This is a genomic window from Streptomyces sp. NPDC048191, assembly GCF_040652655.1.
Lineage (GTDB): Bacteria > Actinomycetota > Actinomycetes > Streptomycetales > Streptomycetaceae > Streptomyces.
This window is the reverse complement of record NZ_JBEZMO010000005.1, coordinates 247,256-263,591: the sequence shown is the minus strand read 5'-3', so window position 1 is coordinate 263,591 and position 16,336 is coordinate 247,256. Positions and strand designations below refer to the sequence as shown.

Genomic DNA, 16,336 nt, shown 5'->3' with positions numbered 1-16,336 from the left:
TCCGGACGGCGCTCCGCGGCCCGGGCGGGTGGTCCCCATTGGGGTGGGGATCAACCGCCCCGGCCCCGGCACCACCGGGGCCGTCCCAGAGGCCTCACCGGGTCAACCCCAGCCCGGTGAGGCCTCGCACCATGCCCGTACGACACCCATATCGCGGCACGCGGTGCCACCGGACCCGGCATCATGTGACAGGTATCACCGCTCGTGTGTGACCCTCGATTTAGGGAGCCCCCGCAAGCGGCGATAACCTGCGAGACGGACATGCCGCGCGCTCGGACACCGTGTGCGCCTCCCTTGTGACAAGCGGACGTCACGTTGCCCTTCGCGGCACGCCCACGCATCCAACGAACCGCGAGATCACTGATAGGGACGGAAGCGCGTGGACCTGTTCGAGTACCAGGCGAGGGACCTCTTCGCCAAGCACGATGTACCGGTGCTGGCCGGTGAAGTCATCGACACGCCTGAGGCGGCGCGCGAGATCACCGAGCGGCTGGGCGGCAAGTCCGTCGTCAAGGCGCAGGTGAAGGTCGGTGGTCGCGGCAAGGCCGGTGGCGTCAAGCTGGCCGCCTCCGCGGACGAGGCCGTCGCCCGTGCGACGGACATCCTCGGCATGGACATCAAGGGCCACACGGTCCACAAGGTGATGATCGCCGAGACCGCCCCGGAGATCCTCGAGGAGTACTACGTCTCCTTCCTCCTCGACCGTGCCAACCGCACCTTCCTCTCCATCGCCTCCGTCGAGGGCGGCATGGAGATCGAGGAGGTGGCGGCCACCCGCCCCGAGGCCGTCGCCCAGACGCCGATCAACGCGATCGACGGTGTGGACCTGGCCAAGGCCAAGGAGATCGTCGCCGCGGCGAAGTTCCCGGCCGAGGTCGCCGACAAGGTCGCGGACGTCCTGGTCAAGCTGTGGGACACCTTCATCAAGGAGGACGCCCTCCTGGTCGAGGTCAACCCGCTGGCCAAGGTGGCCTCCGGCGACGTCATCGCCCTCGACGGCAAGGTGTCGCTCGACGACAACGCCGAGTTCCGTCACCCCGACTTCGAGGAGCTCCACGACAAGGCCGCGGCCAACCCGCTCGAGGCCGCCGCCAAGGAGAAGAACCTCAACTACGTCAAGCTCGACGGCGAGGTCGGCATCATCGGCAACGGCGCGGGTCTCGTCATGAGCACCCTGGACGTCGTCGCGTACGCCGGTGAGAAGCACGGTGGCGTCAAGCCCGCCAACTTCCTGGACATCGGCGGCGGCGCCTCCGCCCAGGTCATGGCGAACGGCCTGGAGATCATCCTGGGCGACCCGGACGTCAAGTCCGTCTTCGTGAACGTCTTCGGTGGCATCACCGCCTGCGACGAGGTCGCCAACGGCATCGTGCAGGCCCTGAAGCTCCTTGAGGACCGCGGCGAGAAGGTCGAGAAGCCGCTCGTCGTCCGCCTCGACGGCAACAACGCCGAGCTGGGCCGGAAGATCCTCACCGACGCCGACCACCCGCTGGTGCAGCGCGTCGACACCATGGACGGCGCGGCCGACAAGGCCGCCGAGCTGGCCGCCGCCAAGTAAGCACTCAGGACGAGGACACCAACACACCATGGCTATCTGGCTCAACAAGGACAGCAAGGTCATCGTCCAGGGCATGACCGGCGCCACCGGCATGAAGCACACCAAGCTCATGCTCGGTGACGGCACGAACGTCGTGGGCGGCGTGAACCCGCGCAAGGCGGGCACCACCGTGGACTTCGACGGCACCGAGGTACCCGTCTTCGGCACCGTCAAGGAGGCCATCGAGAAGACCGGCGCCAACGTCTCCGTCATCTTCGTGCCGGAGAAGTTCACCAAGGACGCGGTCGTCGAGGCCATCGACGCCGAGATCCCGCTGGCCGTCGTGATCACCGAGGGCATCGCCGTGCACGACTCGGCGTCCTTCTGGGCGTACGCCGGCAAGAAGGGCAACAAGACCCGCATCATCGGCCCGAACTGCCCCGGCATCATCACCCCGGGCCAGTCGAACGTCGGCATCATCCCGGGCGACATCACCAAGCCGGGCCGCATCGGCCTGGTCTCGAAGTCCGGCACGCTGACCTACCAGATGATGTACGAGCTGCGTGACATCGGCTTCTCGACGGCCGTCGGCATCGGTGGCGACCCGATCATCGGCTCCACCCACATCGACGCCCTGGCCGCGTTCCAGGACGACCCGGAGACCGAGCTCATCGTGATGATCGGTGAGATCGGCGGTGACGCCGAGGAGCGTGCCGCGGCGTTCATCAAGGAGAACGTGACCAAGCCGGTCGTCGGTTACGTCGCGGGCTTCACCGCGCCCGAGGGCAAGACCATGGGCCACGCCGGCGCCATCGTCTCCGGCTCCTCCGGCACCGCCCAGGCGAAGAAGGAGGCCCTGGAGGCCGCAGGCGTCAAGGTCGGCAAGACCCCGACCGAGACGGCGAAGCTGGCTCGGGAGATCCTGAGCGCCTGAGCCCCTCGGCTCCACGTGGCAGGCCCGTCCCGTTCGTCGGGGCGGGCCTCCCGGCGTTCAGGCCGGGCTCCGCGGCGCGTTCCCGCACCGCTCACCGGAGTTCCGGTACCAGCCTTCCCGGCCCGCCCGTGGCCGACTTCCGCAAGCTGTCCCGCAGGGCCCGCGCCTCCCGCGACAGCGGGCCCGCCACGCCGAGCGGGCCCAGCACGCCGGGCGCCGGAACCCCCTCCACGGCCTGCGCCGGAGCGAGGGGTGCCTCGTAGTGCGTCGGCGCCGTCCGGAGCATCAGCGTCGTCGCGCCGACGACCGTTGCCGTGAACGCGATCGCCGCCCGGGTCCAGAACACGTTCCGCCGTTCACTGCGGGTCCGCACCACCGTCTGCCGGGCCGTGTGCAACCGCTCGGCCGAGGCCAGCTCCCGCAGCCGGCGATGCAACTCGGCGGGGCCGGCCAGGTCCGGCAGCCGCGCGGCCAGCGCCTGGCGGGCGTGCGTCAGCCGGTTGGCGGCGGCCGGCGTGCTGGCCTCCGTCTCCGCCGCCGTCTCCGGCAGGTCGAGGCCCACACCGTCGTAGAGGACGAGCGTGCGCCGGTACACCGGCGGAAGCCGCAGCAGCGCGTGCAGCAGCGCCCGGTCCGCCGGGTCGGCCGGCGGCGGCTCGGGGGACCGGTGCCGGGGCCGGAGACGGTGCCAGGGCGAGAGCGCGCAGTCGTGCGTCGCCGCCCGCACCCAGCTGCCCGGATCCCGGTCCCGGGCCACCTCGGGCCAGTGCTGCCAGGCCAGCTGGAAGGCCCGCTCGACGGACTCGCGGGCGAGCTCCCGGCGCCCGGTGAGCAGATAGGCCTGCCGTGCGAGGGCGGGGGCGCAGAACGCGTACAGCGCGTCGAAGGCCTGAGCCGGCGTCAGCGGTTCGGGGCCGGCGGCGGGCGCCGGTTCCTTCCGGCGTGCACCGGCCGTCCTGCCGCCCTCGGCCGTCTCCTGGAGGATGAGCGTCGTCAGCAGCCGGGCGTACGCCTCCCCCTCGCTTCCGTGCGGCACGAGGCGGCCGGACTCCCAGGCGCGCAAGGTCGCGCAGCTGACGCCGACCTGCTCGGCGACCTGAGCGGCCGTCAGCGCACGGGCCACGCGCAGGCGTCGGCGTTCCCCCGGCGGTGGCAGCGCATGGCCGGGCGTCGGCGGTGTCACCGTGCACCCTTTCGCACCAAAAAGAACATAAACATATATTGGGCGACACATCGGAGGTTGGCCTGTTACGGCGGGAACGCGCGTGTCGTTGGGAGCATGGCGGGCGTGATTCTGATGACCGCTCGCCGACCGTCGCTGTCACCCCTGTTGGCCCGGATGCGGGACCGCGAACCCGGACTGGCCGCGAGCCTCCTGGCCGGCGCCGTCGCCGCCGGACTCGGATGCGGCTCGTTCGCCGTGCCGGTGATGGCGCTGTGGGTCAGCTCGCCCTACCCCGACAGCGGTCCGGGCGGCGCGCTGCACGTCGCGGCCGCGCTGTGGCTGCTGGCGCACGGCGTCGAACTGGTCCGCACCGAGACGCTCTCCGGTGCGCACCTGCCGGTCGGCGTGACCCCGCTGCTGCTGCTCGCGCTACCGGTGTGGCTGGTGTACCGGGCGGCCAGGGACGCGGTGGACGCGCCCGCCGACGCCGACGGCCCGCCGCCCGTGCCGGCGTGGACGGTGGGTACGGGCGTCGTCCTCGGCTATCTCGGCGTCGGCGTGGCGGTCGCGCTGTACTGCTCGGGCGGTGAACTGCGGCCCTCCTGGTCCTGGGTGACGGTGTGTCTGCCGCTGGTCGCGACGGGCTCGGCGGCGGCCGGGGTGTGGGCGGCGTACGGCCGTCCCCGCGAACCGGTGCTGAGCGCGCTGGTGGTGCTGCCGGGACCGGTGCGGCGGCTGGTGTTCGGTGCGGACGCGCGCGCCCGGCTGGGTACGGCCGTACGCGCCACCGGCGCCGCCACGACGGTGCTCTTCGGCGGCGGGGCGCTGCTGGTCGGGGTGTCGCTGGTGTGGCACGGCGGCCTGGCACGGGCGTCCTTCCTCCAGCTGACGGAGGGGTGGTCGGGGCGGTTCGCGGTGCTGCTGCTCGGTGTCGCGCTGATCCCCAACGCGGCGGTGTGGGCCGCGTCCTACGCCCTCGGCCCCGGGTTCCTGCTCGGGGCCGGGCATCCGGTGCACCCGTTCGCCTCGGATCCGGCTCCGCTGCTGCCGCCCTTCCCGTTGCTGGCGGCGGTGCCGGACGCGGGCGCCGGGACGGCGCCGAACTGGGCGGCGGGGCTGGTGCCGGTGGCGGCCGGGGTGACGGCGGGGTGGTTCGTGGCGCGGGGGGCCGTGCGCCGGCCGGAGCCGGACGGACCGGTGTCGGCCCGCTGGTCGGCCGCCCGTACCTGCGGAGTGGTGCTGCTGACGGCGACGCTCTGCGCGGCGGCCTTCGCCCTGCTCGCCGACCTGTCCGGCGGTCGTCTCGGGCTGTCCGCGCTGGCCCGGTTCGGCCCGGCGTGGTGGCAGGCCGGGGGAGCGGCGTGGGCGTGGACCGTGCTGTTCGGGACGCCGGTGGCGCTGATCGCGCGGGCGTGGCGGCTGCGGGTCCGGCGGCACACCGGGGGAGGCGGGATCCCGGCGCAGGGAACCGAGGCGGTGAGGGAGGGCAAGGAGCCCGGGAGGGCCGGGGCGAAGGACCGGGCCGAGCCCGGGGACGCGGCCAAGGGCGAGGAGGCCGGGAGGACCCCGGCCGAGGACGAGAAGGCCGACAAGGACAGGGGCGGCGTCCCGGCCCGGCCGGAGACGGTGCCCGGTACGACCGGCGCCGCCGAGGAGGAGCCGTACGAGGTCCTTCCGGCCGACGACCCCTTGGACTGGCACGACGACCTGGCGCGCGCCTCCCGCTGGGCGGCCCTGAGGGACGCCGCCGCGCCCGGCGAGCTCCGGCCCGACGTCGCGGACCCGGTGCCGGACCCGCCGGACCCCTCCGAGCCGCCCCACTGACCCTCCGCCGGGCACGCGTCGCGCCTCACCGGGTCGACGGCGTCAGCGCCGACCCGGACGGTTCAGCTGTTCCCCACTCCGAGAACTCCCCGCAGCTCCGGCGGAAGCAGCTTGTCGCAGGACTGTTTGGCCTCGTGGGTGAGGGCGTCGTTGACGCACGTGTAGTAGTCGCGGTAGACGAACTGGACCGTGAAGGTCGAGGCCACCAGGACCAGGGCCAGGGACGCGGTGACCAGGCCGCCGATGGCCGCCGTCGCCTGGGGACGGGCCGCTCCCTGCGGGGCCGGAGTGTCCGGGTCCGCCCTGCGCGGCTTGGCCCGCAGGGCGCTGACTCCCCAGTACAGGGCCAGCACACCCAGCAGCAGGGACACGTAGGGCCAGCTGAACAGGGCGAAGAAGACGGCCCACATGCCGGACAGCAGGGCGTAGCGCGCGCGGCGCTGGGCGGGGTCGGTCGGGTCCCAGCGCATTCCACCGGGGCCGGCCGGTCCGCCGGGGCCCTGGGGGCCGCCGCCGGGCCGCTCGCCGAAGCCGCCGGGGGAGCGGCCGGGCTGGCGGTCGCTCCACTGGTCGCCCCACGGGGAGCCACCCCCGTGACCCGGGCCGTGGCCGTGACCGGAGCCCTGCGAACCCTGGGGGTGGCGTGGCTGCCAGGGGCGGTCCGGGGTGCCCTCGGGCGGCGGTGCGAAGGGATTGTCGTCCTGACCCGCATGGCCACCCTGACCCGCGTGGCCACCCTGACCGGCATGGCCGTCCTGACCCGCGTGGCCACCTTGACCCGCGTGGCCACCCTGACCGGCATGGCCGTCCTGACCCGCGTGGCCACCTTGACCCGCGCCGCCGGCCTGCCCGTCCCGAGGCGCCTCCGGCGGCGAGGCGGGCCGCTCTCGCAGCAGCACGACGCCGCGCTCGCCTCCCTGCTCCGGGCTCGGAGGGAACGTGAGGAGTCGCAGGCTGCGATCGGGCATCAAAAGAGCGTCTTCCCCTAGGCGAATACGGCTGTGCGCACGGCTGTCCGATTTGGGCTTCCTCCCCGACAACGCACCGTACGACGACCGCGTTCCCGAGGCTGCCCTTCGTGATTCCCTGCGAACGCTACCTTCCGGCCCCGCCCCCGTCCCGTGGGGGCCTTCCCGAGTGCCGGTATCGTTGCTGACGGTCGCCCGGTTCGTAGACTTCCCTGTATCGCGAGGGGCAAAGCATTCGTACGAATGTACAAACCGGCGGCCGTGACAGTCGCCACCCCGAGAAAGGGCCCCACAGTGGCCGCCACCCCCGCCGGCCCGCCGGTCAAGCGCCTCGTCGTGCTGGTCTCCGGATCCGGCACCAATCTGCAGGCGCTCCTGGACGAGATCGAGCGCACCGGAGCCGAGCGGTACGGCGCACGGATCGTCGCCGTAGGGGCCGACCGCGCCGGCATCGAGGGGCTCGCCCGCGCCGAGCGGGCCGGGCTGCCGACCTTCGTGCGCAGGGTCAAGGACTTCGCGAACCGCGAGGAGTGGGACGCCGCCCTCGCCGACGCCGTGGCCGCGTACGAACCGGACCTCGTGGTCTCCGCCGGGTTCATGAAGATCGTCGGCAAGGAGTTCCTCGCGCGGTTCGGCGGGCGGTTCGTGAACACCCATCCCGCCCTCCTCCCCAGTTTTCCGGGAGCCCACGGCGTGCGTGACGCGCTCGCGTACGGCGCCAAGGTCACCGGCTGCACCGTCCACTTCGTCGACGACGGCGTCGACACCGGTCCGATCATCGCCCAGGGCGTGGTCGAGGTCCGGGACGAGGACGACGAGAGCGCGCTGCACGAGCGCATCAAGGAAGTCGAGCGAAGGCTGCTCGTCGAGGTCGTGGGGCGGATCGCCCGCAACGGCCATCGCATTGAGGGACGAAAGGTAGTTATCCAGTGACCGCCACCGCCGAGAGCACCAAGCGGCCCATTCGCCGGGCGCTCGTCAGCGTCTACGACAAGACCGGCCTTGAAGACCTCGCGCGCGGGCTGCACACCGCCGGTGTCGAGCTGGTCTCCACCGGGTCGACGGCGGGCCGCATCGCCGCCGCCGGCGTCCCCGTCACCAAGGTCGAGGAGCTGACCGGCTTCCCCGAGTGCCTGGACGGCCGGGTCAAGACCCTGCACCCGAAGGTGCACGCGGGCATCCTCGCCGACCTGCGGCTGGACAGCCACCGGCAGCAGCTCGCCGAGCTGGGCGTCGAGCCGTTCGACCTCGTCGTCGTCAACCTCTACCCGTTCCGCGAGACCGTCGCCTCCGGCGCGAGCGACGACGAGTGCGTCGAGCAGATCGACATCGGCGGCCCGTCGATGGTCCGCGCCGCCGCCAAGAACCACCCGTCGGTCGCCGTGGTCACCAGCCCGGAGCGGTACGCCGACGTCCTCGCGGCCGTGCAGGACGGCGGCTTCGACCTCGCCGCCCGCAGGCGCCTGGCCGCCGAGGCGTTCCAGCACACCGCCTCCTACGACGTGGCCGTCGCCTCCTGGTTCGCCTCCTCCTACGCCCCCGTGGACGAGTCCGGTTTCCCGGACTTCCTGGGCGCCACCTACGAGCGCAAGAACACCCTGCGCTACGGCGAGAACCCGCACCAGGGCGCCGCCCTGTACGTCGACGGGACCGGTGGCCTCGCCGAGGCCGAGCAGCTGCACGGCAAGGAGATGTCGTACAACAACTACACGGACACGGACGCCGCCCGCCGTGCCGCGTACGACCACGACGAGCCCTGCGTCGCGATCATCAAGCACGCCAACCCCTGCGGCATCGCGGTCGGTTCGGACGTCGCCGAGGCGCACCGCAAGGCGCACGCCTGCGACCCGGTCTCCGCGTACGGCGGTGTCATCGCCGTCAACCGGCCGGTCAGCAAGGAGATGGCCGAGCAGGTCGCGGAGATCTTCACCGAGGTCATCGTCGCCCCGGACTACGAGGAGGGGGCGCTGGAGGCCCTCACCAAGAAGAAGAACATCCGGGTCCTGAAGGCGCCGGGCGCGCCCTGCAACCGGGTCGAGGCCAAGCAGGTCGACGGCGGTGTCCTGCTGCAGGTCACCGACCGCCTCCAGGCCGACGGCGACGACCCCGCGGGCTGGACGCTGGCCAGCGGCGAGGCCCTGGGCGAGGACGAGCTGAAGGAGCTGGCCTTCGCGTGGAAGGCCTGCCGCGCCGTGAAGTCCAACGCGATCCTGCTCGCCAAGGACGGCGCCTCGGTCGGCGTCGGCATGGGCCAGGTCAACCGCGTCGACTCCTGCAAGCTCGCCGTCGAGCGGGCCGGCGAGGAGCGCGCCCGGGGTTCCTACGCGGCCTCCGACGCGTTCTTCCCCTTCCCGGACGGCCCGCAGATCCTGATCGACGCCGGTGTCCGGGCGATCGTCCAGCCGGGCGGCTCGATCCGTGACGAGCAGGTCGTGGAGGCCGCGAAGAAGGCGGGCGTGACGATGTACTTCACGGGCACGCGCCACTTCTTCCACTGATCTCCGGTCATCCCGTACCGACGGCCTCCGGCCCTCCCCCGAGGGAGCCGGAGGCCGTCGGCGTCCGTGGTCAGCAGGGGCGCAGCGACCAGATCGGGTCCCAGGTCGCGGTGCCCGCCTGGTAGGCCGTCGAGGTCCAGCGGACGCTGCCGTCCCGGTTGAAGAACCTGGCGACCGTGCCCGGCGTCTGGTTGTTGGTGAACGGCCCGTCCCCGGTCCAGTTCGTGACGTTCCAGGTCTGGCACTTGTAGAAGTCGAACTTGGTGCCCTTGACGATCATGCACAGGTGACCGTAGGCGCAGGCGAGGTCCTTCGCGGCGACCTTGCCCTGCGGGGCCTTGGTGAGGGTCAGGCCGTCGTAGCGGACCCGGTCGGCGGAGGCCGAGAGGGGCTTCGGGTGGCCCGCGAGGACCTGGTCGGCCACCTGCTGGACACCGGTGACCCGGGTGCCGTCCGGTGCGGCCGCGGTGGCCGCCACCGTGGAGCCGGCGAGCAGGGCGGTGGCCGCGACGAGCAGTGCGGCGGGCTTGGCGATGTTCACGGTTCCCCCATGTGAACGGATGGTGTCGGTCGCTCCGCCGTGGCGGAGTGCTACCACCGTGCCGCCCCGGTCCGTCCGCCGGTACCTCGGAAGTCTCAGGGTCACTTCTTCCCCGCGGGGGCGTACTCCTTGAGGTAGTGGGCGACACGGGCGCAGTAGTCGCGGTACTTCGGGGGAACTCCGCCCGTGTCGTTCACCTTCTTGTACGACGTCCGGTAGGCGGCGGCGAGCAGCACCCGTTCGTCGCCGGGCAGGCCGGCCTTCAGGTTGGGCGCCATGAAGCAGAGGTAGCGGCCCATGGCCGGGATGGAGACGGAGGGGGTGAGGGGCGGGGTGGGCGTGGCCGACGCGGGGACGCCGTCGTCGCGCATGTACCAGCGCAGCACGGCGGGGGTCCAGCGGGCGATGCCGAACTCGTGCTTGGCCGGGTCGGACAGGTTCGGGTCGAAGTCGCTCTCGGCCTTCAGCATGGCCGCGATGAGCGCGGGGGTGACGTCGGGCTCGGGGCAGGCGTGGGCGGAGTCCACGATGAGCCGGCGGTAGACGACCGGGACGCCCCGGTCGGTGCGCAGTTCCGAGGCGCCGTAGCGGGCCGAGGAGGCGTCGCGGGCGTCGCCCGGCCGGTCGTCCGTGGCCCTGGTGCTGATGCCGTAGCCGAGGGCCGCGACGGCGGCGGTGGCGGCCGCGGCACCGGCGATCAGGATCCGCCGGCGTCCGCGCCGCGGCAGCAGCCGGGGCAGGCGCGGCGAGCGGCCGGTGCCGGCGGCCGTCTCGACGCGGCGCAGCAGCGCCTCGGTGCTGATCCGGGCCTCGTGCGTACGGGCCAGACAGTCGCGGACGATCTCCCGCCAGGCGTCCGGGAGTTCGGGCGACAGACGCAGTTCGTCGGTGCCGCGGGCGTAGGCGGCGGCCGCGTCGCGGCGGGCCGTGGGGGTGGCGCCGGACAGCGGGAAGGAGTCGGTGAGCACGAGATGGGCGAGCACACCGAAGGCCCAGACGTCGGCGGACGGGCGGATCCGCCGGCCGCGTTCGCCGATCTCCGCCCACAGCAGTTCGGGCGGGGTGTAGTCGGGGGTGGAGAAGGCCGGGGTATAGGCGTGGGTGCCCTCCAGTTCGGCGGCCATGTTGAAGTCGGCGAGCCGCGCCGAACCGTCCGCCATCAGCAGCACATTGGCCGGTTTCAGATCCCCGTGCACCCAGCCCGCCCGGTGCAGCTGGGCCAGCCCCTCGCAGACCTGCGCGAGCAGGGCGGGCCCGGCGTCCGGGCGGGGCGAGACGGCGAGCAGGGCCGACAGGGACCCCTCGGCCCGCTCCAGGACGAGCACGGTGGCGCCGTCGAGTTCCGGGCGGCCGGGGTCGTCGACGACGAGGGTCTCGTACATCCGGATCAGCCGCGGCCGGCGCAGCCTGCGGTGCAGGTCCACCTCGCGTTCGATGAGTTCGCGCAGGTGGGTCAGCTGACGCGGGGTGCCGGTGCCGGTGGGCAGGAACTTCAGCGCGGCGGTCGCGGGCAGTTCCGCGGAGCCCGCCGTGCGCCGGCCCGCGTACACGCTGCCGAAGGCCCCGGTCGCGATCGGCTCCCGCACCTCCCAGCCGCCGACCCGGTAGCCCCGGGGCACGGGCACCGCGTACGGCTCGGTCACCGGGCCGCCCGGCTGGTGGAGACGGCCCCGGACAGGACCACCAGGTCGTCCTCCCGTACGAGGTCGAAGCGGAGCGCCAGGGAGACCAGGGACTCCTTCTTGCCGTTGAGGCGGGGGCCGGTGTCCGCGGTCTCCGGGCCCGGCTTGAGCCGCAGCTTCACCGCCAGGTAGTCGATGTTCCACTGCACCGAGGTGCGCGAGGCGGCCGGCCAGGCGGGGCGCAGCCGGTCGACGACCTGGTCGACGGTGGGCAGCGGGGCGTGCGGGTCGCCGCGCAGCCGCGGCTCGCACAGGGCGGCCAGGACGGCGAAGTAGCGCTTGGTGCGGTCGACGGAGAAGGCGGGGGCGGTGGTGTCGCCGTCGGGCCCGCCGCCGTCGCGCAGGTAGTCGTGGCGCGGCGCCCACACCTCGATCGTCAGCAGGTCCCCGGCGGCGGGCAGTACGATCCGCGAGAACTCGAACGGGACGGGCGCGTCGAGCCGGCCCGGACCGACCTTGATGTGCTCGCCGGCGCCCTCCGGGTTCTCCACGACGTACGTCTGCCGCGCGGACAGGTTGCTCACTATCCAGAACGCGCCCTGCGCGCAGAGCTCGCCGGCCCGGCGGGAGACCCCGTCGTGAGGGATCGTCAGGTCGTTCTCGGGTGCCCGTCCGAAGGTGAGGCGCTCACCGGGCGCGAGCCGGATCCGGGTGCGGTGCTGCCGGTCCTCCGGGGTCGGCGGAGGTACGACGATGATGCTGTACAAGGTGCGTCTCCCCAGTGCCTGACGGCTGCCCCGGCCGGAACGGCCACCTCGGCCAGATTAGGGGGACACACCAGGGCCGTGCCTCCCCCTGGACGGGTGAGACACGGCCCTTGGCGTCGAATGGCGCGAACTGTTCCGTCGCGCGGGCGGGTTCAGTAGCGCGGACGGTTGAACCAGGCCGAGGCCTGGCCGTTGACCATCGCGGCCAGGATGATGCCGGCGATGGCGAGCGAGATGAGCCCGCCGAAGGTGGCGGAGCCGCCCCCGCCGCGCACCATGTTGCTGACGCCGCCGAGGATCATCAGCGACGCGTAGACGATCGTGGTGACGCGGATACCGCCGCCGCCGCTCTTGAACTTGACGCCCAGGAAGATCGACAGCGCGCCGAAGGCCAGCAGGATCACCGCGACGAGGATGCCGATACCGGTCGCGGCGCTGGTGTCGTCACCGCTGCCGGTGCTGTTGGAGACGTCCTGCAGGGCACCGATGGCGATGCCCGCGATGAGGCCGAACAGGATCTGCAGACCGGCCAGGATGAACAGCAGCACACGCGCGGTCTTCATCAGGCCCGGCATCTCCATCGGCATGCCGTAGCCGGGCTGCCCGAGCGGCGGGGCGGCCGGGTAGCCGTATCCGGGCTGGCCCTGGGGCGCGGCCGGGTAGCCGTATCCCGGCTGCTGGCCCTGCTGCGGCGGGGGCGGGTAGCCGGGCTGCTGGCCCTGCGGAGGGCCGTAGGGGTTGTTCGGGTCGCCAAAGCTCATGGCGGTCTTCCTCCGTTGTTCCAAGTGCGGGGACGACGCGCGGCACGGTTCGGAGGAGAGTTCTACAGATGCGGTCCGTCCCCCCGGCACTGCCCGCGGCACTGTCCGCTCATCGTTCTTTAGCCCGGTCTTACTTGTCCAGCCGGAATCGTGAGGTGTTGTGCAAGTGCAACATCGCTGATCATGCTGTGACAGATCGACAGCGTGCCGTGGGGCACCCGGATTGGAACCGGGGCCGGGTCATCCGCGAGGATGGGGGCATGACCGCCCAGATTCTCGATGGCAAGGCCACCGCAGCCGCGATCAAGTCCGATCTGACCGCCCGCGTGGCGGCGCTGAAGGAGAAGGGCGTCACGCCCGGCCTCGGCACGATCCTGGTCGGGGACGACCCCGGCAGTCAGAAGTACGTCGCCGGCAAGCACCGCGACTGTGCGCAGGTCGGCCTCGCCTCCATCCAGCGCGAGCTGCCGGGCACCGCCACCCAGGAGGAGATCGAGGCGGTCGTCCGGGAGCTGAACGAGGACCCGGCCTGCACCGGCTACATCGTCCAGCTGCCGTTGCCCAAGGGCATCGACGAGAACCGCATCCTGGAGCTGATGGACCCGGCCAAGGACGCCGACGGCCTGCACCCGATGAACCTGGGCCGGCTGGTGCTGAACGAGCCCGCGCCGCTGCCCTGCACCCCGAACGGCATCCTGTCGCTGCTGCGCGCCCACGGCGTGGAGATCAAGGGCGCCGAGGTCGTGGTCGTCGGCCGCGGTGTCACCATCGGGCGGCCGATGCCGCTGCTGCTCACCCGGCGCAGCGAGAACGCCACCGTCACCCAGTGCCACACCGGCACCCGCGATCTGTCCGCCCACCTGAAGCGGGCCGACATCATCATCGCGGCGGCCGGCTCCCCGCACCTGATCCGCGCCGAGGACGTCAAGCCGGGCGCCGCCGTCCTGGACGTCGGTGTCTCCCGCAACGCCGAGGGCAAGATCCTCGGCGACGTGCACCCGGACGTGACCGAGGTGGCCGGCTGGATCTCTCCGAACCCCGGCGGTGTCGGCCCGATGACGCGGGCGCAGCTGCTGGTCAACGTGGTCGAGGCGGCGGAGCGCAGTGCCGGCTGAGGACGCCCGCGCGGGGGCGGTCACCCGCGCCACGCACAGCGCCGGGGAAGCCCCCCGGCGGACCACCCGCCGTTTCCCGCGGATCACCAGGGACACCGCGCGACCGGAGGGCGGGGGCCGCGCCGCGCCCGGTGACGCCCCGGCCCCCGCGCGGCAGTGGCCCCTGCTCGTGGTGCTCGGCGGGGTCGCGCTCGGCCTGCTGCTGACCGCGCTCGACGTGTTCCGCTTCGGCACCCTGCTGATCGGAGCGGCCCTGCTGGCCGGGGCGGTCATGCGCTGGATACTGCCGGGCGTCGGCATGCTCGCCGTACGCTCCCGCTTCACGGACATCGCCACCTACGGCGTCCTCGGCCTGGCCATCGTCCTGCTGGCGATGATGGCCCAGCCGGATCCGTGGCTGCAGATACCGTTCCTGAAGGACCTGCTGCACGTCACGCTCAGCAACAAGTAGCGCCGGGGCGCCCGGTGCGCCGCCGGTGGCCCGCGCCTCCCCCGGGGACGCGGGCCACCGGCGCATCCCCCTCCCCCCGACGTTACGGCCGCCCCGCCGGCCCCGCCTCCGCCCAGGGGCCGAACTCCCGTACCACCCCGGGCGGTAGCCGGCCGGGGTCTGCAACTTCCGCGGTACCGCGCGGGGTTGACTTCCGGGTCCGGCCGCGGGCGTTACCCTGCGGCGATGCGACCGACGCCCCTCCGCCCGATCATCGTGGACACGCTGATCGCGGTCGCCATGGCCGTGGTCGCCGTCCTGCTCGGGCGGGAGTCGCGGTCACAGGGCTGGCCGGACCTCGACGGCCGCGCCTATGTCCTGGTCGCCCTCGCCCACCTGCCGGTCGCCCTGCGCGGCCGGTGGCCCCTCGCGGTCTTCGCCGTCGTCCAGGCCGCCGCGCTCGTGTACGTCACCCTCGGCTACTGGCCGGTGGTGTGCACCTTCGGCTCCATGCTCGCGCTGTACACCGTGGCCTCCGTCCGCCGGGTGCGCACCGCCCTGGTCTGCGCGGCCTGCATGACCGGGATGTGGGCGTACGCCGGGGTGGTCAGCCACACCCCGTCCATGGCCTCCGTGCTCGGCCAGGCGCTGTTGTACTGCTCGGTGCTGGTGTGGTTCGGGCATCTGGCCCAGCGCTCGGCCGAACTGACCCGGCGGCTGCGCGCCGAGCAGACCGAGCGGGCCCGGCGCGCGGTCGCGGAGGAACGCGGCCGGATCGCCCGGGAGTTGCACGACGTGGTCGCCCACCACATGTCGGTGATCTCGGTGCAGGCCGGTCTCGCCCGGTTCGTCTTCGACTCCCGCCCGGACCGGGCGCGCGGCGCGCTCGGCACCATCGCGGACACCAGCGGCGAGGCCCTGGAGGAGCTGCGCCGCATGCTGCGGGTGCTGCGCGAGGAGGACCCCGAGGCGCCCGGGCGGGCTCCCATGCCCACGCTCGCCCGGCTCGGCGACCTCCTGGACCGGGTCCGGGCCGGCGGGCTGCCCGCGGACCTCGCCGTGGCGGGTACCGAGCGCCCGCTCCCGCCCGGCGTCGAACTGTGCGCCTACCGCGTCGTCCAGGAGGCCCTCACAAACGCCCTCAAGCACGCGGGCCCGGCCCACGCGCGCGTGGAACTGCACTACGGCACCCACGAACTGACGGTCCGGGTCACCGACGACGGACGGGGGGTGAATCAGGCCAGAGTGCCCGCGGGAGGTGGACACGGCTTGATCGGCATGCGCGAGAGGGCCAAGCTCTACGGCGGGACGATCACGGTCGGCCCACGCTCCGAGGGCGGCTACGAGGTCCTGCTGACCCTGCCCACGTCGGCCGCCGGACGCGGCCGCAACGACCCGCCGGAGGACCTGCCGGGGGGTTCGCCGGAGGACCGTCCGGAGGCGGAGCGGTAGGCAGGAGCGGTAGGCGGCATACGACGGGGGGCGACCGTTCGACATGATCAGAGTGCTCGTCGTCGACGACCAGTTCCTCATCCGTGCCGGGCTCGTCGGCCTGCTGGAGGCCGCGCCCGGCTTCGAGGTGGCCGGCGAGGCGGCGGACGGCGAGGAGGCCGTACGGCTCGCCGCCGAGACCCGCGCCGACGTGATCCTCATGGACATCCGGATGCCCGGGGTCAACGGCATCGAGGCCACCGAACGGATCCTCGCCGAGGCCGACGGGCGCCCGCCCCGGGTCCTGGTGCTGACCACCTTCGACCTCGACGAGTACGTGTACGGGGCGCTGCGTGCCGGGGCCTGCGGGTTCCTGCTGAAGGACTCGGGGCCCGAGCGGCTGCTCGCCGCCGTCACCGCGGTGGAGGGCGGCGACGCGCTGTTCGCGCCCAGCGTCACCCGCCGTCTGGTGGAGGCCTTCGCCCGGCGGCAGGCCCCCGCCTCCGCCGACGCGGCCCCGCCCGACCTCGGGGTGCTCACCTCCCGTGAGACGGAGGTCCTCAGGCTCACCGCCCGCGGGCTGTCCAACCTGGAGATCGCCGACCGCCTGTACATCAGCGAGGCGACCGTCAAGACCCATCTCAACCGCACGATGAGCAAGCTCGACCTCGGCAGCCGCGCCCAGGCGGTCGTGCTGGCCTACGAGACGGGGCTGGTGACCCCGGGCGGCTGACCGCGCGCAC

The 16,336-nt window shown here is 72.9% G+C and carries 15 protein-coding genes; 9 read left to right on the top strand and 6 right to left on the bottom strand.

The annotated features are described in order from the left end of the window. Positions 1-379 precede the first annotated feature (379 nt). Positions 380-1,558, top strand: a complete 1,179-nt coding sequence (sucC, locus tag AB0D93_RS11730; RefSeq protein WP_362116961.1) for an ADP-forming succinate--CoA ligase subunit beta — start codon at positions 380-382, stop codon at positions 1,556-1,558. Between the two features lie 28 nt (positions 1,559-1,586). After that, the gene (sucD, locus tag AB0D93_RS11725; RefSeq protein ID WP_208899208.1) at positions 1,587-2,471 is read left to right on the top strand and encodes a succinate--CoA ligase subunit alpha; all 885 of its coding nucleotides are present in this window, start codon (positions 1,587-1,589) and stop codon (positions 2,469-2,471) included. Between the two features lie 91 nt (positions 2,472-2,562). Here the strand turns inward: sucD and AB0D93_RS11720 are convergent, their stop codons facing one another. After that, positions 2,563-3,654, bottom strand: coding sequence for a sigma factor-like helix-turn-helix DNA-binding protein (locus AB0D93_RS11720; protein WP_362116956.1), 1,092 nt, complete (start codon positions 3,652-3,654; stop codon positions 2,563-2,565). A gap of 96 nt (positions 3,655-3,750) precedes the next feature. On the opposite strand from AB0D93_RS11720, the gene AB0D93_RS11715 reads away from it, so the two are divergent. Further along, on the top strand, positions 3,751-5,460 hold the full coding sequence (locus AB0D93_RS11715; RefSeq protein ID WP_362116953.1) for a DUF6350 family protein: 1,710 nt from the start codon (positions 3,751-3,753) through the stop codon (positions 5,458-5,460). Between the two features lie 62 nt (positions 5,461-5,522). On the opposite strand, the gene AB0D93_RS11710 is transcribed toward AB0D93_RS11715, so the two are convergent. Beyond that, positions 5,523-6,428, bottom strand: coding sequence for a hypothetical protein (locus tag AB0D93_RS11710; RefSeq protein ID WP_362116950.1), 906 nt, complete (start codon positions 6,426-6,428; stop codon positions 5,523-5,525). A 243-nt stretch (positions 6,429-6,671) separates the two neighbouring features. On the opposite strand from AB0D93_RS11710, the gene purN reads away from it, so the two are divergent. Together purN and purH are read left to right on the top strand one after the other, a co-directional pair. Then, positions 6,672-7,361, top strand: a complete 690-nt coding sequence (purN, locus tag AB0D93_RS11705; RefSeq protein WP_362116947.1) for a phosphoribosylglycinamide formyltransferase — start codon at positions 6,672-6,674, stop codon at positions 7,359-7,361. Next, positions 7,358-8,926: a bifunctional phosphoribosylaminoimidazolecarboxamide formyltransferase/IMP cyclohydrolase gene (purH, locus tag AB0D93_RS11700; RefSeq protein ID WP_362116944.1), complete on the top strand. Its 1,569-nt coding sequence runs from the start codon at positions 7,358-7,360 to the stop codon at positions 8,924-8,926. Before purN ends, purH begins: the two co-directional genes overlap by 4 nt. 70 nt (positions 8,927-8,996) lie before the next feature. Here the strand turns inward: purH and AB0D93_RS11695 are convergent, their stop codons facing one another. The 4 genes from AB0D93_RS11695 to AB0D93_RS11680 form a co-directional block, all read right to left on the bottom strand. After that, positions 8,997-9,467, bottom strand: coding sequence for a hypothetical protein (locus AB0D93_RS11695; protein ID WP_362116941.1), 471 nt, complete (start codon positions 9,465-9,467; stop codon positions 8,997-8,999). A gap of 101 nt (positions 9,468-9,568) precedes the next feature. After that, the gene (locus tag AB0D93_RS11690; RefSeq protein ID WP_362116937.1) at positions 9,569-11,110 is read right to left on the bottom strand and encodes a protein kinase; all 1,542 of its coding nucleotides are present in this window, start codon (positions 11,108-11,110) and stop codon (positions 9,569-9,571) included. After that, the gene (locus AB0D93_RS11685) at positions 11,107-11,856 is read right to left on the bottom strand and encodes an FHA domain-containing protein (protein ID WP_362116934.1); all 750 of its coding nucleotides are present in this window, start codon (positions 11,854-11,856) and stop codon (positions 11,107-11,109) included. Before AB0D93_RS11685 ends, AB0D93_RS11690 begins: the two co-directional genes overlap by 4 nt. Positions 11,857-12,008: 152 nt before the next feature. Then, positions 12,009-12,617, bottom strand: a complete 609-nt coding sequence (locus tag AB0D93_RS11680) for a hypothetical protein (RefSeq protein ID WP_362116930.1) — start codon at positions 12,615-12,617, stop codon at positions 12,009-12,011. A gap of 260 nt (positions 12,618-12,877) precedes the next feature. Between AB0D93_RS11680 and AB0D93_RS11675 the strand changes: the two genes are divergently transcribed. The 4 genes from AB0D93_RS11675 to AB0D93_RS11660 all read left to right on the top strand — a co-directional run bounded on the left by AB0D93_RS11675 (position 12,878) and on the right by AB0D93_RS11660 (position 16,326). Continuing rightward, entirely contained in the window at positions 12,878-13,732 is an 855-nt protein-coding gene (locus AB0D93_RS11675; RefSeq protein ID WP_362116927.1) for a bifunctional methylenetetrahydrofolate dehydrogenase/methenyltetrahydrofolate cyclohydrolase, read from the top strand. Beyond that, on the top strand, positions 13,722-14,183 hold the full coding sequence (locus AB0D93_RS11670; RefSeq protein ID WP_362116924.1) for a DUF3017 domain-containing protein: 462 nt from the start codon (positions 13,722-13,724) through the stop codon (positions 14,181-14,183). Before AB0D93_RS11675 ends, AB0D93_RS11670 begins: the two co-directional genes overlap by 11 nt. 225 nt (positions 14,184-14,408) lie before the next feature. Beyond that, positions 14,409-15,614 carry a sensor histidine kinase gene (locus AB0D93_RS11665; protein WP_362116920.1) on the top strand — a complete coding sequence of 402 codons (1,206 nt, stop codon included), beginning with the start codon at positions 14,409-14,411 and terminating at the stop codon, positions 15,612-15,614. A 43-nt stretch (positions 15,615-15,657) separates the two neighbouring features. Next, the gene (locus AB0D93_RS11660; protein WP_362116917.1) at positions 15,658-16,326 is read left to right on the top strand and encodes a response regulator transcription factor; all 669 of its coding nucleotides are present in this window, start codon (positions 15,658-15,660) and stop codon (positions 16,324-16,326) included. Positions 16,327-16,336 lie beyond the last annotated feature (10 nt).

Coding starts and splice junctions, on each gene's coding strand:
- AB0D93_RS11680 (WP_362116930.1), bottom strand. CDS start 12,617: ATGAGCTTTGGCGACCCGAACAACCCCTACGGCCCTCCGCAGGGCCAG.
- purN (WP_362116947.1), top strand. CDS start 6,672: ATGTACAAACCGGCGGCCGTGACAGTCGCCACCCCGAGAAAGGGCCCC.
- AB0D93_RS11665 (WP_362116920.1), top strand. CDS start 14,409: ATGCGACCGACGCCCCTCCGCCCGATCATCGTGGACACGCTGATCGCG.
- AB0D93_RS11715 (WP_362116953.1), top strand. CDS start 3,751: ATGGCGGGCGTGATTCTGATGACCGCTCGCCGACCGTCGCTGTCACCC.
- sucD (WP_208899208.1), top strand. CDS start 1,587: ATGGCTATCTGGCTCAACAAGGACAGCAAGGTCATCGTCCAGGGCATG.
- AB0D93_RS11710 (WP_362116950.1), bottom strand. CDS start 6,428: ATGCCCGATCGCAGCCTGCGACTCCTCACGTTCCCTCCGAGCCCGGAG.
- AB0D93_RS11675 (WP_362116927.1), top strand. CDS start 12,878: ATGACCGCCCAGATTCTCGATGGCAAGGCCACCGCAGCCGCGATCAAG.
- AB0D93_RS11660 (WP_362116917.1), top strand. CDS start 15,658: ATGATCAGAGTGCTCGTCGTCGACGACCAGTTCCTCATCCGTGCCGGG.